We start from the raw sequence: 21,212 nt of genomic DNA, 5'->3' as shown, positions 1-21,212 counted from the left end.
CCTTAGGCACGCTTCACATAGTTGCCATCCCCTGGTTTTCCCAGTAGTTTACCTTCGGACATAATGATTTGGCCTCTCAATAAAGTCATGACGGGTTTGCCGGTGCATTGGAAACCGTTGAATGGCGACCATTTGGCTTTAGAGCAGATCCCATCATCCTGAATGGTCCACTTCTTTTTCATATCGACCAAGACAAGATCCGCATCTGCTCCCACCCGAATGCATCCTTTTTTCGGGTACAGTCCGAGAGCCTTAGCCGGATTCTCGGCATACATCCGGACAAATCCGGCCAGGGAAAGTTTATTGTTATTAACCGCTGTCAGCATTACCGAACTTGTGGTATCGATACCCGGCAGGCCGAAGGGGGATGTCCAAATAGACCCTGAATCTTTATGTCTTTTAGTTGAAGGAGCATGATCGGAAGCTAAAATATCCAGCTCTCCCTTACCCACCAATTCCATTAATTCCTGGGATTCCCGGGCTGAGCGGGAGGGCGGGGTAAATTTACCAAAGGAGCCCCGCGCGGCCAGGGTATTTTCCTCAAGGTATAAATATTGGGGACATATCTCAGCAAGCACCTTGGCCCCGGCCTCTTTTGCCTCCTGAACTATACCCACAACATCGGGGTGGCTTAAATGGGCAATGGTTACATGGGCTCCCGTCTCTTTGGCGATAAAGCAAACATTGGCCACGGAGATAGCTTCTGCAGCTTTGGAACGCCATTCCTGGATTACATGGCCGTCATCCCGGTTATTTCCCTTAAGAACTTTTTCATTCTCCGCAGTTAATGAGTCGTCTTCACAATGAACCAAAACCCTTCCTCCGAAGGAAGCAACTTTGGTAAAAGCACCATGGAGGCTGGCGCTGTTTTGTCCGGGAACACCATGGGTTGTGCAGGTAAATACCTTAAAATAAGCTATCCCTTCCTGCCAAAGCTTTTCCAACTGGTCATATTGACCTGGCCAGATATGCGCAGCAAAGCCAAAATCCACTAAGGATCGCTCTTCAATATAGCTCTTATATTTTAAGAAATCTTCAACCGTAAGGATGGGGCGGCTGTGGGTATGTTCAATGACAGTGGTCACCCCGGCCATGGCCGCCGCTGTCGTGCCATGAATAAAATCCTCACGATCGGTTTCCGTTGGATCCATAAAATGCACATGTTGATCAATAAAGCCCGGCAACACGAGAAGCCCCTCAGCATCAATGGTTTGCTTGACATTTGCCAAAGGTGAAGAGCTTATTGCCTCGATTTTCCCGTTATTAATTGTAATATTGCCTTCAATCTGCCCCTGCTCTGTTTGGATTTTTGCGTTGATAATCTGAATGTCGTACATAAGTTACACTCCTAGTTCGTCTGATTTAATTACCTTAATTTTGATCGCCTTAAATGATGGTTAAACCCCGCGGATGTTTCGTCATCCGTTTTGCCCCGTCAGCGGTTACCACAAAATTATCGCCGATCTGAACGGAAGCGCCTTTAGCTTTTACCGTGGGATGAATGGCAAGGTACATATTCTCCTGGAGAACCATGGGATCAAAAGCATCAAAATAAGGGCGCTCCACCAGCCCGTAGCCCTGGCCGTGTCCGCACAAACGAATTTCGGGATCAAATCCGTTCCTGGTCAGCCAGTCGTTGCAGGCGGCAAAAACCTCTTTGCCTCTGACACCCGGTTGGCAAAGCTTGGCGAGATAGTCCTGAAGCTCGATTCCGGCTGCCGCAACCTCCAGCATTTCCGGAGCAGGCGCACCGACATTGAAGTAACGGTGAAGATCGGCATAATACCCCACCATCGTCGGCACCTCGAACAATACATTGAGAGCGTCCCCCGCTTCAATGATCTTGTTCTGATAATGAAGGGCAAACATAGGACCGGCCAGTCGTGACGAACCAACAAAAAGATTGGAGAGGTACTCGTCCGCACCCATTAACAGGGCAAGCCGGTAGAGGTCTGCACCAAATTCCCGTTCCATGCGCCCAGCGTAAACAAGGGAAGGAATAGCATAGGCGGCCGCATCGTGCAAGTCACAGGCATCCTGCAGGAAACCCAGCTCTTCTGCCGATTTGACGGCAACCAGATAGTCAAACTCATCGGTAACGTCCACGGTCTCGGTTCCCGGAAGCCCTTCCAGAAGGTTATTGTAGAAACCGGCGGTAATCAGGTTCATGCCGATCAAGCCCAGCTTCCGGCAGCCTTTCTTTTGGATGACCTCCACTGCTTTTTCAGCGGCAAAGGAATCTGCATAACAGGCATTATTAAAAACAGGGATGGCGATATTATTGGTCAGGCCAACTTCCCAAGGTATGGCTTTGCCGCCTGTTCCGCCGTGACTGATCATGGTCATGGCTCCGTCTTTGTCAAATAAAAGGTAAGTGTAGTGCAGAGAACGCACCTCGGCAAACCAGCGGACATATTGGCAGAGGACCCCTTCATTGGCCTGAGTGACAAGGTAATCCAGCCCCCGCTCCTTCATGAATTCTTTAGCCAGCTGCCAGCGGCGTTCCATCTCCGCCTTTGCAGGTCTGCCCTGAAAACGAACATTATGCTCAATTTTTACCATGTTAACGCTCTCCCTTACTGCAAATTTTTACAACTTCCATTGCTTTGAAAACCGCTTCCGCTGTTGCGAAGGTATTGGCGGTTCCGCCCAGATCTTTGGTCCGGGGGCCGCCGGTGGTTAGATTGTATTCCACAGCCTTCTCAATCAGCCTGGCACCCCTTCGTAAATTGTCATCGCCGCGCTCATTGCCAAGGGTGTCCAGCAACAGGCCGGCGGTAAGGATACTGGCTAAGGGATTGGCAAACCCCTTACCTACTGCCCGGGGGAATGTACCATGATTAGGACGAAACTGCGGAGTTACTCCCCCTACGTCCGCCGTGGGGGTAATTCCCATGCCGCCGGTAATATAGGCGCCGATATCCCCGATAATATCCCCGATCATATTCTCACAGGCAATGACATCAAAGCGGTCCGGATCCTTGATCAGATGCTCTGCCAAAGCATCCACCTGGGTGAATTGCAGCCCTATATCCGGGTAACCGGCACTTACTTCCGTGAAAATCTTCCGATAGAAGTCAAAGCAAGTAACATTGCCATGCTTATTGCCCAAGGTCACCATCTTTTTACCATCCTGGCGGCGTCCATGGCGGCCGCGGGCGAGCCGGAAACAGGTGTCGGCAAATTTCTCCGTGACGTTACGGGTAACGACAATCGTATCATAAGCTGCGTCCTCTCCGATCATATGACCGGGGCGGATATAGAACCCTTCGGCCAGCTGGCGTACCAGAAGCACATCGATCTCTTCTCTGTTCCTGAGGGGACAGTCGATGCCTTTGCGAAGTCTTAAGGGGCGCAGGCCGATACTGTTGCCCATGCCACTGCGCAGGAATTGCAGAACCTGCATACCGGTCTTATATCCCGGATATTCGGACTTGGACATGTCTGCATCATAGTGACCTGCCGAGCCACAGAGCATGGCATCTGCTTTGGCAATGTCTTCTCCTAAGTTATCCTCACACATCTTGCCGGTTTTGACTGCGTACTCAACGCCCGCCTCATAGTATCGGCAATCCAGTTCAAATCCGCCGAGTATCTCCTGTGCCTTCTGCATTGCTTTGGCACCCAGCGGAATCACGTCTTTACCTACCCCATCCAAAGGGATTACCGCGATAGTGTACTTTTTCATAGGTCTCCTCCTCCCGGTGCTGTTATGGACCCAGCAAATTCAACTAAATTTAACCAAAAAACTTCAGCAGATTGGGCAGCCACAGGGCTACTCCCGGCATATAAGTGAAAATCAACAAGCTTATTAAACTAAGGATAACGAAGGGCATAAGGGCTCTAACCATAGTTATATAACTGACATTGAACTTACTGACTCCAGCGAAAATGTGTATTCCAAAGGGTGGTGTATTGGTTCCAATCGCTGTGTTTAAAACAATCAGCAAGCCGAATAGGGCGGGATCCATTCCCATTCTTTGAATAACCGGGAAAAGAATGGGGACCATGATGACCATGGCCGAGAAGCCGTCAATAAACATACCCAAAATGATGAACACTAAGGTGATAATCAACAAAACCATGGAGTCGGGAACATTTAAGAGCAACTGTCCAACCGTTTGCGGAATTTGGGCAATGGTCATAACCCATGACATGATTGTTCCGGCCGAGATTAAAACCAAAATCATGGTGCTGGTCTTAGCCGATTCAATCGCAATGCTAAAGATCTCTTTCAGCTTAAAGGAGCGATAGACAAACACTTCGATGATCAAGGCGTATACCACGGCTAAAGCGGCAGCCTCCGTAGGGGTAACAAATCCACCGTAAATACCCCCTAAAATAAGCACTGGAGCTATAATCGTCCAAAAACCTTCTTTTAAACTTTTTAAAAAAGCCTTCAAATTGAATTTACCGGTCACAGGAATTTTATTTTTAACAGCATAGAAAACACCATAGGCAGCTAAAATAACACCGAAAACTATGCCCATACTGAGTCCGACTAAAAACACATCCTGTACCGACGTTCCGGTGATCGTAGCATATAAGATCATGGCGACTCCGGGGGGAATCAATGAAGACAGACTGCTGCTGGTGCTGATCAGCCCGTAAGAAAAAATATCATCGTAATTACCCTGCCGTAAGGCGACAAGGAAGACACTGCCCAGGGCCAGCATGGATGCCGTTCCCGATCCTGATATAGCTCCAAAAACCAGAGAAGCAAGTACTACGGTTATGGCAATCCCGCCTTTGAGATGGCCTACCATCTCCTTTGTTAAATTAATAATTTTTTCGCCCATGACACCTCTGGCAATAATATCTGCCAAAAGCACGAACAAAGGAAGACTTAATAAGGTAAAGGAATTGACCCCTGAAATCATTCTCTGCACCACAATAGTCGGTTCTACTCCTGTTATAAATAAGTGAATGGCTAAAGCCGCAGGCATAGCAAGAGCTATAAATACAGGAAAACCAATGAATAACAAGGCGATCATCATAATTACCAAAAAAACACCTGTTGTCAATTTATTTCCCCCCCGATTGCTTGTCTTAGCTTAATAACCACAAGCTTTAATGCATTAATAGCCATAAGGAGCACACCAACCGGGAAGCCTAAATACACCCACACCATCGATGCGTTAAGGGTTGTCATCGTTTGCCCGGTACTATAGACATCCAACGTCATATTCCAGCCGATATATACCAAGTAGGTCAAAAAAGCACATACCACGGCATAAATAAAGATATCCAAATACAAGACCGTTTTTTTCGGAATAAATCTTGCAATCAAATCCATGGTTACATGCCCGGTGGACCTCATGAGAAGGCTTGCTCCGATGAATATGACCCAAACCATGATATATTGTGTGATCTCGGCTGCCCAAGGAAGTGTTGAGCCGCTCACAGCGCTATACAAAATATTGATAAATAAAATTAATGTTGCTGAAATCATCCCTAAGGATACTACTGTCTTTTCTAGCTTAGTTTGGATGGTATCGAGTGAAATAAGGGCTTGAAACCTGGATGAGTCTTTAACAGTATCACCCATTGATAGTCACTCCTTTTTGTAATTCCGGAGGGTTGGACTGTGCCCAACCCTCCGGAGAAGTCTTTTAATTCAGCACTTGAACCGCCTGTTTAATCCCATCTAAAATTTGCTTGCCTTTTTCTCCATTTACTTTTACGTATTCCTCTTCCATCTTGCCGGTTTGCTCTTTGAGTTGATTGACCAAGTCATCGGTTGGTTGATAGAATTGAACTCCCGGCATATCCTTCCTGGCTTTTTCTGTCGTAGCGTTAACCACATTGGCTGCTTCAGGAGCAGCCATTTCTGCAGCATCGCCAATAATCTTTTGCAGATCTTCGGGAAGAGCGTCATACCAGCTTTTATTAACCATGACCAGGCTTGTTAAGGCAAAATGTTTCGTCTCCGTCATGTTTTCACATACTTCATAGAACTTGTTTTCATACATCTGGGAGATAGGGATATCCAGTGAATTGATCCGGCCTGTTTGTAATGAGGTATATACTTCGGAAAATGCAATAACATTGGGAGGAACGCCTAAGTTGGTGTAATAGGTTTTAGCAATGTTGCTGCCGATAATGCGAAGCTTCATATCCTTTAGCTGACTTGCTTCAGTAACCGGTATCTTAGACGAAATTGTTGCATAGCCTTCAAACAAGGTGGCTAAGGCCTTGAACCCTTTGTCGTCGCCTGCAGCCATAAATGTTTTAAAGGCGTCAGATTTATACAGTTTTAATAGCTTCTCTTGATCCGTAGGGAACAGATAGGGAATATCAGGCAAAGTAAAAATGGGTTGGAAATCTGTTACCGATGTTGTCGGGAAAACAACCATCTCAATAGATCCTGTTTGCAAACCCTCAACTTGCTCCTTTGAATTGCCAAGTTGGGAATTCGGATAAATTTGCACAGCTATTCTGCCGTTGCTTTCTTTTTCTACATATTCTTTTATCTTTAGTGACACGGCGTGGCGCGGACTTTGTTCAATTTGGGTGTGTCCTATTTTCATAACGATCTGCTTTTCGTTTGACCCTGCCATCGCAGAGTCTCCATTATTATTGGTTTTTGAAGCACATCCAGTGAAGGTAAGGCTTAAAGCAAGGGTCAGCACTAACCCCAACACCTTTTTCATCAATAATTACCTCCCTAAAATTTAAAATTCATCTTTTAACACTGAAAGCAATAATGAGCTCCTTTAAAAGGTACATTCCCCCCTTATCAGAATTTACTACCAAAATTTTAAAGAATAGCCTGCTTCAAATCTTGGTATCCAACCCTAAAGTGAATCATTTAAGAACTTTAAATAGTTTTAGCTTTTTCAAATTTTCAAGTTCTTACGATTTATTATACATTGGAAATTTTCAGATTTAATTATCGCTAAGAACCAAAAATATACGGGATAATTTGTTCGTGATAAATAGGGCTAGCTGAAAAAAGCCTAAAAGCACAATCCGCGGCATTATAATCAGCAAAAAGAGGCTATGTTTCTTAACAAGAAAAGCATAGCCTCAAAACTAGTTAGTCTACGGAGCATAGATTGTTTTCGCCAGGTTCAGCCTCTACAATAAAGCCGAGGTGAACATGATGGATATCAAAAGAAAAAAACAACTTCTTGAGGAATATAAGAACAGAAAACCCGAAATGGGTGTCGTTTCTTTCCGCTGTACTGCCACAGGAGAAGCTTTCCTGGGTATTGCCAAAGATACCAGAGCTGTTTTCAACAGCACCCGCTGTAAACTGTCGGCCAACGGGCACCCTAATCAACGGCTGCAGGAGCTTTGGGACCACTATGGAGAAAGCGGATTTGAATTGTCTGTGCTTAAGGTTTTGAAATACGAAGATCCTCAGGCTGATCACACAGATGAACTGGAAGCGCTGCGTGAGCAGTGTCTGGCCCAGGATAAACAAGCAAGGAGGATTTGGCGATGAACAAGGATATCGTGATGACTGCCGAGCAGTATGACCTCATCGACGGGAGAAGGGCTTATCGGTCGGATATCAAACGCCTGACCCTGGGCGCACCCATCATGGCCGACAACCAGGCTATGCCGATTGCCGCCCAAGTATGGAAAGAAACAACAGAGGGCAGATTAGAAATCAGTACAGAGCTTCCCCTTCATCAACTCATCGATCTGATGATTCTCCTCAGCCGCACCCTGCTGCATTTTCGCGAAGCTTACCGGCTGCCCCTGCTCTATGATCCGGAGAAACCGACTGTGGAACGCCTTGGTGTTCAGGGGGGTGTTCTCTCCGTGGCTGTTTGCACTGAAAACCTGGATATCAGGGAGGACATTCAGAAATTCTCCCAAGCCCTCAATGATCTGGGCGAACTGACCGGAGAACGGCTGCGCGTGCTGTCCCGCATCTTAGAAGAACTGGAGTAGTTTACTTTAGAAGAATTTGGAGTAGCTTACTTTTAGAAGAATTGGAGTAGTTTACTATGGAAAACAGGTGGATTCTGTCGCCGGCCAGACAGCTGACAGAGGAAGAGACATCCCTTGTCTGGCAAAAGCCCGCCACTCACATCGAAAGTGAGGCTGAGCGCCGCATCTCTGCAGAAGTGTACCGGAATTGGACACGGGGTGAAATGAAACTAACCACTATCCTTTTGGAAGGAGATGCCGGCTCCGGCAAGACACAGCTTGCCAAAGCCCTCTCGGCCAACTTTGGTCTGCCTTATACGAAAGTGACCTGTTTCGCCGATATGGACAAATCCGACATCCTGGGTTCCATCCTGCCCGTACTGCCGGAGGACGGAAACAAGGCTGAAGCCGTAACCTACAACTATTATCCCTCGGAAATTGTCCAGGCTTATGAAAAGGGATGGCTGTTGGAGATTCAGGAACCTACGGTCATCCGGGACGCGGCGGTGCTGATGGCTCTTAATTCGGCCTTGGAGCCGGAGGGCAGTATCAATCTGCCCACCCGGATTGCCCATCGTCATCCCGATTTTATCGCAGTCATTACCACAAACCGCGGCTACAACGGCTGCCGCCCTCTGAACGAGGCTTTGCGTGACCGTGTGCAGCACAGTGAGAAGATGGATCTGCCTGCTGTGGAAGTCATGATGGAACGAGGGTTGGCTAAAACCGGCTGCACCGATCAGGAACTTCTGCTGACCTTTGCCCGGGCTATCGTTTTGCTGGATCAAACCGCCAAAGCCAACGCCATCAAAGGTGTAGCCGGTATGCGTTCCTATTTTTTCTGGGTGGATGCCGTTCTGCAGGGTTCAAAAACGGTGGAGGCCCTCTATCACAAGGTGATTTATAAAATCACCACCGATCCCGATGAAATCCTGATTCTTGAGCAAGCTCTGGCAAAACAGGGCATGTTGGCAGCCCTGGAAAAGGTGTCCCAACAGTCAGGAAGAGCCCAGGGCGAAATCATGGAAATCCACGCCGAAGGAACTATGGATGCCCAGTTCTCCGCCCCGGCACCGGATGATATGCCGGCGGTTGCCTTGCGCAAGTCAGCCGACAGTGAAGGACATGCTAATGATGATGGAGAAAATACCAGCTCTACTCAAAGCTCGGATCAGGGTGAGAACGGCAATCCCATCTACCACGAGCTGCAGCCAACTTCCCCTGAGGAATTGGAGCGGCAAAAGCGGGATTTCCGCAAGCATCTGAACCAGCAAGCCCGGGAAATGGTCAAAGGATCCTGCCACGAGAAGGTCAATCTGATTGTCCACCGTCCGGAAGCAACTCTTGCTCATCGGCGTGAATATGAGCAGATTGCCTCCGGCTTGCTGCCGGTCATCCGGGAATTGGTGCGCAAAACTGCTCCCTTGTTGGAACATGAAGTGGCCACGGAATTCGGGAAATCCCGTCTTTATGGAACGAAGTTCCATGCCGAAAAGCTGGCTTCTCCCGATTTTCGCTGCTTTTCCCAGAAGTGCCCGCCTAATGAAGAACCTTCTCTGGCGGTAGCACTGCGCATTGACGAATCGGCCTCCATGAGTGCCTTTGGACGGTTAACAGCCGCCAAACAGGCGGCTGTGGCAGTTTATGAATTTTGTACAAGCTGCGGCATACCCACCTTGATTTACGGGGATACGGCAGATCGCTCACCTTTGGAGCGGATGTCCCTATACTCCTATATTGACTATGAGAACCCATCCCTCAACGACAAGTATTCCCTCATGGCGATTCAAGGACACAGCAACAACCGGGACGGCATGGCCCTGCGCATCCTGAGCGAAAAACTGCTGCAAGCTCCCCAAAAGACCAAGCTGCTCATCAGCATCAGCGACGGTCAGCCCAAGGCCCTGCCCGACTACACCGGCGAGGTTGCCCTAGCCGATATGAAAGAGGTCATCAGGGACTACAGCCGCCAAGGCATCGTATTTCTGGCCGCTGCCATTGGGCAGGATAAGGAGACCCTTTGTGATATTTACGGGCCGGAACGCTATCTGGACATTACCGATTTACGGCAACTGCCGGCCCGGCTGGTTCAAGTCATTGCCAAATATCTCTAGCTGAATCTATACTGGACTTACCGCCCTTGAAACCCGCTGCCTATAGAGGCAGGGGTCTTAGGGCGGATTAGTTCAGTGATAAACGTATAACTTCCTGGAGGTGATCACGATGGATTGCGCCAAAGTGGGGCGTTTAATTTTACAATTGCGCAAAGAAAAGGGTCTGACTCAGCAACAGGTTGCGGATATGCTGAATATCAGCAACAAGACGATTTCCAAATGGGAGCGCGGCTTGGGCTGCCCCGATGTTACCCTCTGGTCCGGGCTTTCCGCAGTGCTGGGGGCGGATATTCAAAAAATGCTGGAGGGAAAGCTCGATCCCAACTCACCCGATGTGGGGAAGATTGATAAAACTCTATTCTATGTCTGCCCAGCCTGCGGCAACATTCTGACCAGTACGGGGAAAGCCTCCCTCGCCTGCTGCGGACGAAAACTCCAGCCCTTAAAGCCGGTGCCCTGTACCGCAGATCATGCCATCACCGTGGAGAAGCTGGACATGGACTATTTTATTACCATTGACCATGACATGATGAAAGACCACTATATCCCCTTTGTGGCTTATGTACTTTATGACAGAATGCTGCTCACCCGCTTGTATCCGGAGCAAAGCGCGGAAGTCCGTATTCCCATACTGAAAAAGGCCGGCCATCTGTACGTGTATTGTACAAGGCACGGCCTGCAAAAATATTCCGGTGTTTTTGAGTAAGTTTTCAGAGCCATGCCCATGAGCGAATTTTGTTCATGGGCATAGTGAAATAAATTTGTCATAAAGACTGGTTTCAGTAGGAAAAAACTCCTTTATGTCGAAAATGACAATTATAAATGGTAGATTACTTGAGGGCAGAACAACATTAATTGAGGGGTTTTTCTATTATTTATACCTTCCCCTATATTAAGCAGCAGGCTATACATTCTATACCCTATAAAATAAGCCGATTAAGATCATGTCCCAATCGGCTTGCTCTGTACTATTATTGCTTAATCAGGCATTTTTCCACAGGCATAATAAAGCAAATACCGTTGGCGGGGGAGTTCAGCCCCGCTTTTTCCTGGATGGCGGCCATGATATTTTCCACGGCATCCTCGTTGACGATACTTAAGATGATTTCTTTTTCAGTATCGACGGTAATTCCCATAATCGATTTATGCACCGGGCCGGAACCGCGGGCGTTGATGACGGTCCCTCCTCCTGCTCCTGCCTGGCGGGCGATTTCCACCACCTCGTCGGCGAAGCCGGCGTTGACGATGATGTAGAGAGCTTTAAGGTTGTTATCGTTTTCCATTTTCAATAGTCTCCTGCATTTTTTTAATAAGATCACTCAAAGCGCCTGGAACCTAGCAGCGCTTAGCAACCGATAACCCTTCCACAGGTATTGTAAAGGCAATTCCTGTATTCGGTTGATCAAAGTTGAACTTCTTGATCAGCATTTCCAGCACAGCATCGGATTTTTCGCCAGGCAACAGGCAGGTTATGACCACCTTGTTTTCTTCCGGCACCATCCCCAGTATGCTTTTAAGGTATCCCGCATTGATCGTACCCCTGCCATAGACGATGTTGACCAGCCGCCCTCCCCTCTCCGTGAGAGCGTCTAAAAGTGCCTCTTTTTGTTTTCTTCCGGCGATCAGCGTCAGAAAAACCAAGCCGTTTAAACAATTATTCATGACGATCCTTTACCTCCATGATGAAGCTCTCCTCATTTGTTTCCTTTTTTTGAACATCCCTTGTTTCAGTTTTCCCCGCCTGGGCAGCAAGTGCAGCCAGTTCCTCAAGCTCCGCTGCCTCGGCCTCAGTGATGAGCTTCCGTGTCTTGCTAAGCCGTATATCATAAATTATGCCTAAAGCCTGCACAGCGATTAAGGGTGTAACCGAGATAAAGGCAATGATCCCGAACCCGTTGATCAAAACCGACTGGGCACCCGGTCCCGCTGAGGCCGCTACAGCCTGGGCCGTTCCGAGGGTAAGGGGAGTTAAAAAGGCCGATGTCAAGGCGCCCCCTGTAACTCCCCCCGAATCGAAGGCCAGACCCACGAACAGCCGGGAGGAAAATCTGAGCATAATCAGCGCTATGGCATAGAGAGGAATCAAAAACCAAAGAATATTGATTTGGGTCAGGATCTTCACCATGCAGATCAAGGCGGCAAAGCCTATACCGATAGCCAGGGTGATGCGTATAGACATTTTTGTAATATGACCGTTGGTTATTTCTTCAAGCTGTTCCCCCAGTACGGTGACGGCCGGTTCCGACAGGGTAATGGCAGCGCCCAGCACAAACCCCACCAGCAACAGCAGCCATTTAAACCAACCAGGACGGGCAGCATCCAGAAAAACTTCACCAATGTATTTGCCGGCAAAGGCAAAGCCGAAGTCGATTCCCGACAAAAAGATAAGCAGACCGACATATACGACGAGGGTTCCCAGCAGGATCTTGATGAACTCCCTTTTGGACAGCTTAATCAGAAACAGCTGAAAAGGCAAAAATACAATCACAATCGGAAATAGGGCCAGGGCAACGCCTCCCATATTGTCCAGGATGATTTCACCCAGATGCTCCACAGCTCCCGGATTATACAGCCCGGCGGGAGGAATTACTCCGCCGTAGACCCCTTTGAGCACGATGCCATAAATAAACACCGCCAGAATCGGACCTACTGAGGCCAAACCAATGATGCCGAAGGTGTCTTCGTTGGTTTTGGATTTGGACATAGTGGCGGAAATCCCTAGACCCAGCGCTAGGATAAAGGGCACTGAGACATCACCCGTGGTGGCTCCGCTGCCATCGAAGGCCAAAGCGATGAACTGTTCGGGAACAAAAATAACCACAATAAAGATCACGATATAAAACACGGCGAAAACGATTTTGATATTCAGGTCTTTCAGAATTCTGAACAGGGAAAACCCGACAAACAGACCTATTCCCGTGCTCAGAACCCATACGAAAACCATTTCGTTAACGCCTGCCATAATCATGTGGGTCTGCTTCGCCAATACCCACAGGGCCGGTTCGGCGACGGTGGCCAGAAGTCCAAACAAAAAACCGACGATGATAATGAAAAGGGCTTTTTTCAGCCGGATCAGCGAACTGCCCACCAGCTTTCCGATGGGCAGAATACTGATATCAAGTCCGTTCAAAAACAAGGCCTGTCCGACAACCACACCCAGATAGCCCACGGCCAGCTTTACGTAATCGTAAGCATTTTCCATGGGCGCTACAAAACCGCACACAATGATGATCACTGCGGCCAGGGGCAGGGACGATATGAAAACTTCTTTAAGGGTGTTAAAGTATTTCATGCTGATTATTATAGCACAGGCACAAGTATCTTGTCTTTTTCTGCCAACACTTTATCACCGGAAGAATTCTCGTTCAGCCACCAGAATAGCCAAACATTATAGACAGAACCTCCCTTATAGTGTAAAATTACACCATAAGGGAGGTCTTTCTTATGACTGAACATCAGTTTTCCACCGCTCTGGCCTACATAGAGAAGAAGTTTAAGAACATGGTGCTGTCATGACCAGTATCCTGTTTGATGTTTTTTACCGCTCCTATGATAACTTTATGAAAACTTTCCGGCTGGACGATCATGAGGCTATCCTCAGCCAGCTCAGGGCTCTGGCCGCTAAAGGCCGGCCCGGCCCGCCAGAACCCTTTAAGATCGCCGACATCGGCGGGGGTACGGGGGTATTGGCTCATAGCCTGCTGGAGCTGGGCCATGACGTTACCATCATCGACCCGGCCCAGAGGATGACGGCTATCGCTAAAGAACGAAACCCCCGGGTTACAGTCATTAATGAAGCCTTGGCGAAGGTAAGCCCGGAGCCCCTCTACGATGTAATCATTTTAAGGGATTGTTTTCACCACATTGCCGACCAGGGGCCGGCACTGAGCAAGCTCTCCCAAATCCTTCAGGATGACGGGCTGCTGATCATTCAGGACTTCTCTCCTAATAGTTTAAGAGCTCAACTGCTCTTTACACTGGAACGGTGTCTGCTGGAAAAAATATATCCCATTCCTTCCTCCGACCTGGCCGCCATGATGGCCCGGGCCGGTTTTAGCGGCACCATTATCCGGCTGAACAGCCGCGATTATTTGGCGATAGGGACTAAATCAAGTAAGCAAAGCACTAAAGAAAAACCTGCCGAGGTGGAACAATGAGCAAACTTCGTTTGTATCCTAAAGTGGCCCGCTTGTTTCTGGGAGGGCACATCGTAGCCGGCGAGGACATCGCCAACTCCTACAGTCTGGTCAGCCCCGGCTACGAGCAATGGTTTTTAAACACCATGCACCGCTACAATGATGAAATGATTGGGGAATTAAGCAAACACCTGGACCCTTCCCAATCCTTACAGATTCTGGACCTGGCCGCAGGAACCGGCTATAATGCCCAAGCCATGCAGGGGTTGTTTCCTGCCTCCCGGCTGACCCTGGTGGATATTTCCCCCGGCATGCTGAAGGAAGCCCGCCAAAACCTTGGTGAAGACGTTTCCCTGATCACCTCCGATATGCTGAACTATTTGGCAAACTGTGCTGACAACACTTTTGATGTTGTGATCTGTGCCTGGGCCATCAAATACCGGAATCCCCTGCACGTCATCCGGCACTGCCACCGGGTTCTGAAACCGGGAGGTTATCTGGCCGTTATCGTCAATACCAAAGACACCCTGCCCCAAGTGGCCCGCATTTACCCCCAGCTGTTAGCCCGGCATGTCCCTAAAATCACCAAGTTGATGCTGCCCCTGCCCAATCCCCGGGATTTGGCAGCCTTCGATGGCTGGTTCCGGAAATATTCCTTCACTAAAATCAAGAGCCAAAAGGGCTTTCAGGATTTTATCTTTCCGACAAGCCGGGAGTTAGCTGAGTTTATCGTATCCACCGGAGCCCTGGCGGGCTTCGATGTCATGCTGGATTTAAGAGACCCCGCCGTTTTTGCCGATCTGGTCCAGCTCTTAGCAGACCATCATTTTACCGGAACCACCCACCGCTATGTGTACGGGATTTACCAAAAACTCAGCTGCAGCCAACGCAATCTTCGGAGGAGGAAAGCCAATGAATAAACGGATGATCGCCCGCATGTGCCTGGACAAAGGGACTCTGGCCAATTTTCTGGAAATCCACCGCCGGTTCTCCCCCTCCCCCAACTACCGGCTGAGGAACATGGTAAAATGCGGCCTCAACGCCATTAAACACGACCGGTTGATCCGGCATGAGCAGAGCTATCTCCTGAACTCCTTTATTCCCCCCCTTAATTCTCCCGCCTTTTTGAACATAGCCCTGCAGGTACCGGGAGAAGGGCCGGATTTCTTCGATAATCATGTTCAGGGAAAGCGCCTGGCCCCCATTTCCACTTATATCGCCGTCACCGGAAAATGCCGGTACAATTGCTGGCATTGCAGTGCGGCCTCCGCCGGACAATCTGCCGGACAAAAGGAACTGAGCACCCCGGCCCTGATCAGGATTGTGCAAAAACTGCAGGATCTAGGGGTGGGAATCATCGGTTTTACCGGCGGCGAGCCCCTGCTCAGGGATGATCTGGAGGAGATTGTTGCTGCTGTGGACCGGCAGAAAAGCATGGTCCTGGTGTTTTCCACCGGCTTTAACCTGACTTTAGAGCGGGCGGCGGCTTTAAAGGGGGCAGGATTATTCGGCATCGCCCTCAGCCTGGATTCCGTGCGGAAAGAGAGGCACGATGAGCTGAGAGGCTATCCGGGAGCCTACGACCAGGCTTTGAACGGGATCAGGAATGCCCGGCAGGCTGGACTGTATACTATGAGCCAGACGGTGTGCACCCGGGAGCTCATGGCAGAGGGGGAAATATTCGAACTGGCCGAAATGCTCAAAGGGTCAGGAATCCACGAGATGCGGATCATGGAACCCCTTCCCTGCGGCAGATTGTCCGGTCCCAGCTCTGCCCTGCTTTCTGCCGAGGAACAAAACCAGCTCAAACAGCTGCATATTACATTAAACGGCGATCAACGCTACCCGAAGGCTTCCGTTTTCCCTTATTTTGAATCCGCCGAGCAGTTCGGCTGCGGTGCCGGCACCCAGCACAGCTATGTGGATGCCGCGGGCAACTTCGGGCCCTGCGACTTTTTAGAAGACCTCAGATACGGAAACCTTTTGACCGACGATGTCCGGGAAGTATGGCAGAAAATGCACCAGGCTTCCGGCGGACCAAAATGCTCCTGCCTGGCTAAAGACCCGGAACAGTGCAACTCTGCTCTCCCTAAATTTTATCGCCTGCTGGGTGGGATTCGGCCATGAAATCAGGCCATGGCACCCTAACCTATGGCGGCTTTTCTATCCATTACGCCTTATACGGCAAGGGCAACCCTCTCCTTTGCCTCCATGGCCTGAACTTAGATGGAAGGATGTTTGCCGGCAAAAATATGAAAGAACTCTTTCCGGACAGGATGATCGTAGCCCTGGACCTGCCCGGTTATGGCCGCTCCGACTTTATCCCCGGGGCAGGGGTATTGGAAATCAGCAAGCTGATCGATCAGTTAGCCGACAAACTGGATTTAAACCAGTTTGAGTTATGCGGATTTTGCCTGGGAGGAATTTTTGCCCTGGATTATGCCATCCGCAACCCAGACCGTCTATCCAGACTGTACCTGATCGAAACCATGATCTATCTGCCCTGGTGGATGACCCTCTGCAATACCTCTGTTTTCCATATTCTTTACAGAGGGTTCAGCCGGAACAGGTTGTGCCTTGCCCTCCTGGAAATGGTCCCCGCCCTGAAGGGTCTGAGAAAAATGCAGAGCCTGAAGCTTACCTCCAGGCTCTGGAACAACCGGGTTAATTCTATCTATATCAACATGATGAAGGAATACCAAAAAATCGATCATCTGCAAAGAAGCAAAGCGGTGTCCTGCGAGACCATGCTGATCTTTTCCGATCAGTCTTTCAAGATGATTCGCAAGACAAACTATGGCTTACAGGCAGCACTTAGACATTCTACTCTATATCGGCTTCCTGCCGGCGGGCATTTTTCTCCGGTATCCGGCTTGACCTTCCCGATCTGCCGAGGAGGCCGGTAAGAACAATCAATCTTAAAAAACTCACGGTAACGCGCTTAATACTTAATGCCGGCCGCATCAAAGCAGGCCTTAGCGGCTTTGACGACCGCATCGGAGGTCACGGTTGCACCGGAGACGCTGTCTACAATGGGAGCATTTTTCTCAACGATGGCCTTGGCCAGGGTAGGCGCGGCGAGCTGTCCGATATCAGGCGTCTCGTTAGCTGCGTCCACATCGCAGGCAGTAACCACACCTTTATCAAAGGTGATAGTAACCTTCACTTCGCCCATGCCTGAAGCAGTGGCTTCCTGAGTTCCGGTGTAAGCCGCACTGGTAGGTTCTGCGGTCGTGCCGGAGGCCGGGGAGTTTCCGCAGCCGGTCATCGTAAGGGCCGTTAAGCAAATAAGAAACGGAACAATAACTTTTTTCACAAAAAACATCCTTTCTCTTAGGGAAACCTATAGTGTACTGGGGATTATGCTTCTTTCAGTCTCTCAGCCAACAGATAAGGGAAGGTGTTGCAGGTGCTGGACAGATTGTGACCGCAAATAGCGAAATTATAGGTGTTGGCATACATATCGCCTACCATGATCCCGATGTTGTACAGACCTTCAATAGGCTGGTCGTTTTCGTCGCAGACCTGCATTTCCGGATTAGTGCGCAAACCGCCGGTCACGCACAGGAAATTGGCGAAGCCGATGGTATACTTCATGCCATAAAAGGGACCGGTCTTGATGGGGGCCAGTTCTTTGGCATTTTTTAAGAAGTCGGGATCGTAGCCTGCCTCGCAATACTCATTGTATTTTTTGAGGGTTTTCAGGGCCTGCTCGCCGTTTAAGCCTTCCAGCTTGGTGACCAGCTCCTCCAGCGTATCGGCCTTGACATAAGTGCCCTTCTCGACTCCTTCTTCCCAAGCGGCCAGCATTTCTTCCGGCGTCTTGGTTCTCGGACCGTTCCAGGCATTGTCTCCGCCCAAAGTGGTGCCGAAGGTTGCCCACTCGTCATAATGGTGGGCATAGGCAGAATCCCAGATATAGTAGGCAGCTTTTCCGGGCTGCTGCTTGGTGGCCCAGGCGGAATAGGAGCACAAGGTATCCTCATTCATATAGCGAAGGCCGTCCGCGTTGAGGTTAATGGTGCATACATTGCTGATCCCCTTGCTGTAAGGACCGTTCAGATTATCGACCATGGCTGCGTTGGGATAAGCTTTCTGCCAAGCTGCGCCGGCCCACAGACCCATCTTGTGCCCGTCACCCGGATACAGACCGCCGAACTGGAAGCCGGCATTGTAGTCGATTTCCCTCTCGGCCAGAATATCCAGAGCCTGAGGACAATAGGCCTCCATCATTTCCTTGTTTTGAGAAAAATCACCTGTAGCCATGACAATCGCCTTCTTGCCCACATACTTGATATACCGGCCGCCGGAGTCCTTAGCGATTACGGCAGTAACGCGTCCGCTCTTGCCGTTGGCCTTGTCGCCGCGGATCAGATACAGCGCGGTAGTCTCGAAGTCAATCTTCCCGCCGTTCTTGAGAATCTCGTACTGATACATATCGTTGACCAGCGCCTGGCCAAAGGCGGCCCCGAAGAACGGGTTGCTCTTGAAGACCTCGCTTGTGCCCTCAGGAAAGACAAAGTTGTGGGAAGCGGGAGCAAAGTCAAACAGGTAATCCTCGTCATGGTAGCCAAGCTCCAAAGTGACGCCGGCACCATGGTTTTCCATCTTGTCGATCAGCCAGTTCATGGATTCGGTATTGTGCTTCAGCCAGGTACTCCACTTTTCCTGATCCACGTTGTATCCGGCCGCCATGAATTCCTGCTTGAGACGGTGGGCCATATCTTTCGCCTTATAATTGATACCCTTTTTCTGCTGGGTTTTGGTATCAATACCGTGGTTGGAACCGCCGCGCTCAACATGTTTGGCGGAGGCAGCAAAGACGATGACGGAGGAGCCCAGCTCAGTGGCCCGGCAAGCCAGGCACAGACCGGAGACTCCGGCACCGATCACAATGATGTCGGCGGTTTTGGTTTCGTCTATCTTATCCTCCGGAATGGCCTCCGGCTCCATCATAAAGGAGGGGACGCCGGCTTGAGCCTGGGAAGCTCCCGGAGTGTCTGCACCCGCGGGAGGCGGATTGGTGCTGCCGCAGGCAGTCAACAGGCCCAGTGCACCGGCGCCGACCGTTGCTGTAGACATACCTTTGATAAAGTCGCGGCGCGAAAAATTTTTCATCATTCATGCCTTCTTTCCTTTGTCTTGGGGTTAAATAGTCAACCCGATTGTGTTAATCTTAACAAAGAGCCAATACTTGAAAAAGCACTTTATGTTTGACATAAAGCAACTGCAAGTTGCATGTTAAGACCAAAGGAGAGAGCTTATGATTGAACTGCATCAGCTCAGGTATTTTTCGCGTGCGGCAGAGACCCTCAATTTTTCGCGGGCAGCCGCAGAACTCTTTATTTCACGGCAGGCACTGACCAAAAGCATTCAAGTACTGGAGAAAGAATTAGGATGGAAGCTATTTAAAACGAACAACGGCAAGATTTCATTGACACCTATGGGGGAGGTCATGCAGGCTCAGTGCCAGCCGGTGTTGGCAAGCTACGACATGATGCTGGTGCAGCTGGAGCACTATGCACCCCACAAAATGCGCCTTCTGCGTGTCGGAGCTGCCGTGGGTACCATTCTTTCCCTGCCGGAAAATTGCATCCAGAGTTTCTGTGATGCACACCCTGATGTGCAATTGGCGATCGAACAGACCTCAACGGACAATGTGCTGCAGATGGTGCACAGCGGTGAAGCAGATGTGGGGCTTGTGGGAAGCATTCCCGACTATCTGAACGGCTTCAGCATACAGCGCCTGGTACAAAAGGGGACCTATGTCGGCATTTGTCCCGGGCATCCGTTGTATGGACGGGACAGCCTGGAGCTCCGGGATTTGAAAGATCAGCCCTTCGTCACTGCCGGAGCGAATAATCATCTGCACCGCTTCCTTGTGCAGGCTTGCCATAATGCGGGATTTTCTCCCGCCATCGCCTTTATGAGCAGCAGTGAGGATGTATTGCTTCAATATGCGCTGGAGCACAAAATGTTATTTTTTGCTTTTGGGGACTGGACTTGCCAGATACCGGACGGCCCCTTGCAAATAGTGCCTCTTAAGGTCGAAAAGGGAAAGAGTTTCGGCACCTTTCTCGTCTGGAAAAATGAGTTGAAACCGGTCTCGGAGCAGTTTCTGGCGTACCTGCTGAAGACTGTGGACACTACTATGTGAAAGAATTTGCTCAGGCACAAGTCTGTGCTGAAAAATTTTAGTTATTTTACCCCCATCCTTGCCATAGCATAGCAAAGACGGGGGTGAATCCATGCCTTTCAGTCTTGGTGAATTATTGGTTGTTACGCTGATCATTCATATGATCGATACCTTTGCCTACGCCGTGCGCCTGAACTCTGTCAAAACCGGCCAGTTTGCTTTATCCGTTACCCTGTTCAACCTCTTTTACCTCATCTCCCTCGTTGCCCATACCATTCAAGCCCCTTTGATCGGCAGCTTGATCGACAGTTCCCTCAGCCAGAGCATAGATCCCCTTCCTCAATTGCGCAGGCTTATCTTGGCGGCCACGGCCGGCACCTTTGCCGGTATCCTTTTTATGCCCACCTTTTTGCAATTCTTCCACCGCGCCGTATTTAATTTGGAGAGAGCGGGTTCTGTTCCTGCCATTGTGCGGGAAGCTGTAAAGATACGCAGCCCGGGCCGGTTGCTGCATTATTTTACTTTGCCGAGCAAAAAAATGGTTCGCAATCTCCCCTTCCAAAAGATCCCCAAAGAACTGATCGCTCTTAACGCTCTGGTTACCGGCATATACACCGTCGGGGGCATGTCGGCCTATTATGCCGCTATCCTTGTTCCGGAAGGACACCGCCTGGCGGCGGCTGCTTCAGCCGGCTTCCTTAACACCTCAGCCAATATCATTTTTATGCTTTTTGTCGATCCTAAGTCTTCGATTATCACCGATCAGGCCTTGCGGGGCAACCGCCCCTATGCCGATGTCAAAGCCCTGGTCGTTTTTTTGATGAGTGCCAAGCTCCTGGGAACATTCCTGGGACAATTGCTGCTGGTTCCGCTGGCCCAGGCGATTGCCGCTTTTTATCTTTAAGTGATGGTTGTACCTTCTGTACATTCTGGTCATACTGT

At 49.6% G+C, this 21,212-nt stretch carries 21 protein-coding genes; 10 read left to right on the top strand and 11 right to left on the bottom strand.

Annotation, left to right across the window (positions count from 1 at the left end):
• Positions 1-2: 2 nt before the first annotated feature.
• The 6 genes from pyrC to DHAF_RS08935 all read right to left on the bottom strand — a co-directional run bounded on the left by pyrC (position 3) and on the right by DHAF_RS08935 (position 6,653).
• Entirely contained in the window at positions 3-1,337 is a 1,335-nt protein-coding gene (gene pyrC / locus DHAF_RS08960; protein WP_011461219.1) for a dihydroorotase, read from the bottom strand.
• 49 nt (positions 1,338-1,386) lie between these two features.
• Positions 1,387-2,562: a M24 family metallopeptidase gene (locus DHAF_RS08955; RefSeq protein ID WP_015943664.1), complete on the bottom strand. Its 1,176-nt coding sequence runs from the start codon at positions 2,560-2,562 to the stop codon at positions 1,387-1,389.
• A 1-nt stretch (position 2,563) separates the two neighbouring features.
• Positions 2,564-3,688, bottom strand: a complete 1,125-nt coding sequence (locus tag DHAF_RS08950; RefSeq protein WP_015943663.1) for an isocitrate/isopropylmalate family dehydrogenase — start codon at positions 3,686-3,688, stop codon at positions 2,564-2,566.
• A gap of 49 nt (positions 3,689-3,737) precedes the next feature.
• A complete protein-coding gene (locus DHAF_RS08945) occupies positions 3,738-5,024 on the bottom strand; it encodes a TRAP transporter large permease (protein ID WP_015943662.1) in 1,287 nt (428 codons plus the stop codon).
• Positions 5,021-5,548: a TRAP transporter small permease gene (locus tag DHAF_RS08940; protein WP_005809283.1), complete on the bottom strand. Its 528-nt coding sequence runs from the start codon at positions 5,546-5,548 to the stop codon at positions 5,021-5,023. The genes DHAF_RS08945 and DHAF_RS08940 overlap by 4 nt, the downstream gene beginning before the upstream one ends.
• 64 nt (positions 5,549-5,612) lie before the next feature.
• Positions 5,613-6,653: a TRAP transporter substrate-binding protein gene (locus DHAF_RS08935; protein WP_015943661.1), complete on the bottom strand. Its 1,041-nt coding sequence runs from the start codon at positions 6,651-6,653 to the stop codon at positions 5,613-5,615.
• 449 nt (positions 6,654-7,102) lie between these two features.
• Here DHAF_RS08935 and DHAF_RS08930 point away from each other — a divergent pair, with 449 nt between their 5' ends.
• The 4 genes from DHAF_RS08930 to DHAF_RS08915 all read left to right on the top strand — a co-directional run bounded on the left by DHAF_RS08930 (position 7,103) and on the right by DHAF_RS08915 (position 10,704).
• Positions 7,103-7,450, top strand: coding sequence for a GIY-YIG nuclease family protein (locus DHAF_RS08930; RefSeq protein WP_011461224.1), 348 nt, complete (start codon positions 7,103-7,105; stop codon positions 7,448-7,450).
• Complete coding sequence (locus DHAF_RS08925) at positions 7,447-7,905, top strand: DUF6530 family protein (protein ID WP_015943660.1); 459 nt, start codon at positions 7,447-7,449, stop codon at positions 7,903-7,905. Before DHAF_RS08930 ends, DHAF_RS08925 begins: the two co-directional genes overlap by 4 nt.
• Positions 7,906-7,961: 56 nt before the next feature.
• Positions 7,962-9,998 carry an AAA family ATPase gene (locus DHAF_RS08920; RefSeq protein WP_011461226.1) on the top strand — a complete coding sequence of 679 codons (2,037 nt, stop codon included), beginning with the start codon at positions 7,962-7,964 and terminating at the stop codon, positions 9,996-9,998.
• 109 nt (positions 9,999-10,107) lie between these two features.
• On the top strand, positions 10,108-10,704 hold the full coding sequence (locus DHAF_RS08915) for a helix-turn-helix domain-containing protein (protein WP_015943659.1): 597 nt from the start codon (positions 10,108-10,110) through the stop codon (positions 10,702-10,704).
• Positions 10,705-10,969: 265 nt separating this feature from the next.
• Here DHAF_RS08915 and DHAF_RS08910 read toward each other — a convergent pair whose 3' ends face one another.
• From DHAF_RS08910 to DHAF_RS08900, 3 genes are read right to left on the bottom strand one after another with little or no spacing between them, the layout of a single operon-like run.
• Entirely contained in the window at positions 10,970-11,281 is a 312-nt protein-coding gene (locus DHAF_RS08910; RefSeq protein ID WP_005809294.1) for a P-II family nitrogen regulator, read from the bottom strand.
• A gap of 52 nt (positions 11,282-11,333) precedes the next feature.
• A complete protein-coding gene (locus DHAF_RS08905; protein ID WP_011461229.1) occupies positions 11,334-11,660 on the bottom strand; it encodes a hypothetical protein in 327 nt (108 codons plus the stop codon).
• Positions 11,653-13,290 (bottom strand): DUF1538 domain-containing protein, encoded by a 1,638-nt coding sequence (locus DHAF_RS08900; protein ID WP_011461230.1) that lies wholly within the window; start codon positions 13,288-13,290, stop codon positions 11,653-11,655. The genes DHAF_RS08905 and DHAF_RS08900 overlap by 8 nt, the downstream gene beginning before the upstream one ends.
• 220 nt (positions 13,291-13,510) lie before the next feature.
• Here DHAF_RS08900 and DHAF_RS08895 point away from each other — a divergent pair, with 220 nt between their 5' ends.
• From DHAF_RS08895 to DHAF_RS08880, 4 genes are read left to right on the top strand one after another with little or no spacing between them, the layout of a single operon-like run.
• Positions 13,511-14,155 carry a class I SAM-dependent methyltransferase gene (locus DHAF_RS08895; protein WP_011461231.1) on the top strand — a complete coding sequence of 215 codons (645 nt, stop codon included), beginning with the start codon at positions 13,511-13,513 and terminating at the stop codon, positions 14,153-14,155.
• Positions 14,152-15,054: a class I SAM-dependent methyltransferase gene (locus tag DHAF_RS08890; RefSeq protein WP_005809302.1), complete on the top strand. Its 903-nt coding sequence runs from the start codon at positions 14,152-14,154 to the stop codon at positions 15,052-15,054. Before DHAF_RS08895 ends, DHAF_RS08890 begins: the two co-directional genes overlap by 4 nt.
• Positions 15,047-16,261, top strand: a complete 1,215-nt coding sequence (locus DHAF_RS08885) for a radical SAM/SPASM domain-containing protein (protein ID WP_015943657.1) — start codon at positions 15,047-15,049, stop codon at positions 16,259-16,261. Before DHAF_RS08890 ends, DHAF_RS08885 begins: the two co-directional genes overlap by 8 nt.
• Entirely contained in the window at positions 16,258-17,040 is a 783-nt protein-coding gene (locus DHAF_RS08880) for an alpha/beta fold hydrolase (protein WP_011461233.1), read from the top strand. The genes DHAF_RS08885 and DHAF_RS08880 overlap by 4 nt, the downstream gene beginning before the upstream one ends.
• Before the next feature lie 35 nt (positions 17,041-17,075).
• On the opposite strand, the gene DHAF_RS08875 is transcribed toward DHAF_RS08880, so the two are convergent.
• Together DHAF_RS08875 and DHAF_RS08870 are read right to left on the bottom strand one after the other, a co-directional pair.
• Positions 17,076-17,459 (bottom strand): FMN-binding protein, encoded by a 384-nt coding sequence (locus tag DHAF_RS08875; RefSeq protein ID WP_005809308.1) that lies wholly within the window; start codon positions 17,457-17,459, stop codon positions 17,076-17,078.
• A 35-nt stretch (positions 17,460-17,494) separates the two neighbouring features.
• The gene (locus DHAF_RS08870) at positions 17,495-19,255 is read right to left on the bottom strand and encodes an FAD-dependent oxidoreductase (protein ID WP_005809310.1); all 1,761 of its coding nucleotides are present in this window, start codon (positions 19,253-19,255) and stop codon (positions 17,495-17,497) included.
• 142 nt (positions 19,256-19,397) lie between these two features.
• Here DHAF_RS08870 and DHAF_RS08865 point away from each other — a divergent pair, with 142 nt between their 5' ends.
• Both DHAF_RS08865 and DHAF_RS08860 read left to right on the top strand, forming a co-directional pair.
• Entirely contained in the window at positions 19,398-20,291 is an 894-nt protein-coding gene (locus DHAF_RS08865) for a LysR family transcriptional regulator (RefSeq protein ID WP_011461234.1), read from the top strand.
• 91 nt (positions 20,292-20,382) lie between these two features.
• Positions 20,383-21,174, top strand: a complete 792-nt coding sequence (locus tag DHAF_RS08860; protein ID WP_011461235.1) for a lipid II flippase Amj family protein — start codon at positions 20,383-20,385, stop codon at positions 21,172-21,174.
• Positions 21,175-21,212: the final 38 nt, after the last annotated feature.

It is taken from the genome of Desulfitobacterium hafniense DCB-2 (genome assembly GCF_000021925.1).
In the GTDB taxonomy this organism is placed as follows: Bacteria; Bacillota; Desulfitobacteriia; order Desulfitobacteriales; family Desulfitobacteriaceae; genus Desulfitobacterium; species Desulfitobacterium hafniense.
Note: the sequence above shows the minus strand (reverse complement) of the source record. Positions and strands in the feature narration are given on the sequence as shown.

Excerpts from the sequence above, each read along its gene's own strand:
- DHAF_RS08860 (WP_011461235.1), top strand. The coding sequence starts at position 20,383 with ATGCCTTTCAGTCTTGGTGAATTATTGGTTGTTACGCTGATCATTCAT.
- DHAF_RS08895 (WP_011461231.1), top strand. The coding sequence starts at position 13,511 with ATGACCAGTATCCTGTTTGATGTTTTTTACCGCTCCTATGATAACTTT.
- DHAF_RS08915 (WP_015943659.1), top strand. The coding sequence starts at position 10,108 with ATGGATTGCGCCAAAGTGGGGCGTTTAATTTTACAATTGCGCAAAGAA.
- DHAF_RS08875 (WP_005809308.1), bottom strand. The coding sequence starts at position 17,459 with ATGTTTTTTGTGAAAAAAGTTATTGTTCCGTTTCTTATTTGCTTAACG.
- DHAF_RS08885 (WP_015943657.1), top strand. The coding sequence starts at position 15,047 with ATGAATAAACGGATGATCGCCCGCATGTGCCTGGACAAAGGGACTCTG.
- DHAF_RS08940 (WP_005809283.1), bottom strand. The coding sequence starts at position 5,548 with ATGGGTGATACTGTTAAAGACTCATCCAGGTTTCAAGCCCTTATTTCA.
- DHAF_RS08900 (WP_011461230.1), bottom strand. The coding sequence starts at position 13,290 with ATGAAATACTTTAACACCCTTAAAGAAGTTTTCATATCGTCCCTGCCC.
- DHAF_RS08920 (WP_011461226.1), top strand. The coding sequence starts at position 7,962 with ATGGAAAACAGGTGGATTCTGTCGCCGGCCAGACAGCTGACAGAGGAA.
- DHAF_RS08930 (WP_011461224.1), top strand. The coding sequence starts at position 7,103 with ATGATGGATATCAAAAGAAAAAAACAACTTCTTGAGGAATATAAGAAC.
- DHAF_RS08950 (WP_015943663.1), bottom strand. The coding sequence starts at position 3,688 with ATGAAAAAGTACACTATCGCGGTAATCCCTTTGGATGGGGTAGGTAAA.
- DHAF_RS08870 (WP_005809310.1), bottom strand. The coding sequence starts at position 19,255 with ATGATGAAAAATTTTTCGCGCCGCGACTTTATCAAAGGTATGTCTACA.
- DHAF_RS08890 (WP_005809302.1), top strand. The coding sequence starts at position 14,152 with ATGAGCAAACTTCGTTTGTATCCTAAAGTGGCCCGCTTGTTTCTGGGA.
- pyrC (WP_011461219.1), bottom strand. The coding sequence starts at position 1,337 with ATGTACGACATTCAGATTATCAACGCAAAAATCCAAACAGAGCAGGGG.
- DHAF_RS08905 (WP_011461229.1), bottom strand. The coding sequence starts at position 11,660 with ATGAATAATTGTTTAAACGGCTTGGTTTTTCTGACGCTGATCGCCGGA.
- DHAF_RS08935 (WP_015943661.1), bottom strand. The coding sequence starts at position 6,653 with ATGAAAAAGGTGTTGGGGTTAGTGCTGACCCTTGCTTTAAGCCTTACC.
- DHAF_RS08925 (WP_015943660.1), top strand. The coding sequence starts at position 7,447 with ATGAACAAGGATATCGTGATGACTGCCGAGCAGTATGACCTCATCGAC.
- DHAF_RS08880 (WP_011461233.1), top strand. The coding sequence starts at position 16,258 with ATGAAATCAGGCCATGGCACCCTAACCTATGGCGGCTTTTCTATCCAT.
- DHAF_RS08955 (WP_015943664.1), bottom strand. The coding sequence starts at position 2,562 with ATGGTAAAAATTGAGCATAATGTTCGTTTTCAGGGCAGACCTGCAAAG.
- DHAF_RS08865 (WP_011461234.1), top strand. The coding sequence starts at position 19,398 with ATGATTGAACTGCATCAGCTCAGGTATTTTTCGCGTGCGGCAGAGACC.
- DHAF_RS08910 (WP_005809294.1), bottom strand. The coding sequence starts at position 11,281 with ATGGAAAACGATAACAACCTTAAAGCTCTCTACATCATCGTCAACGCC.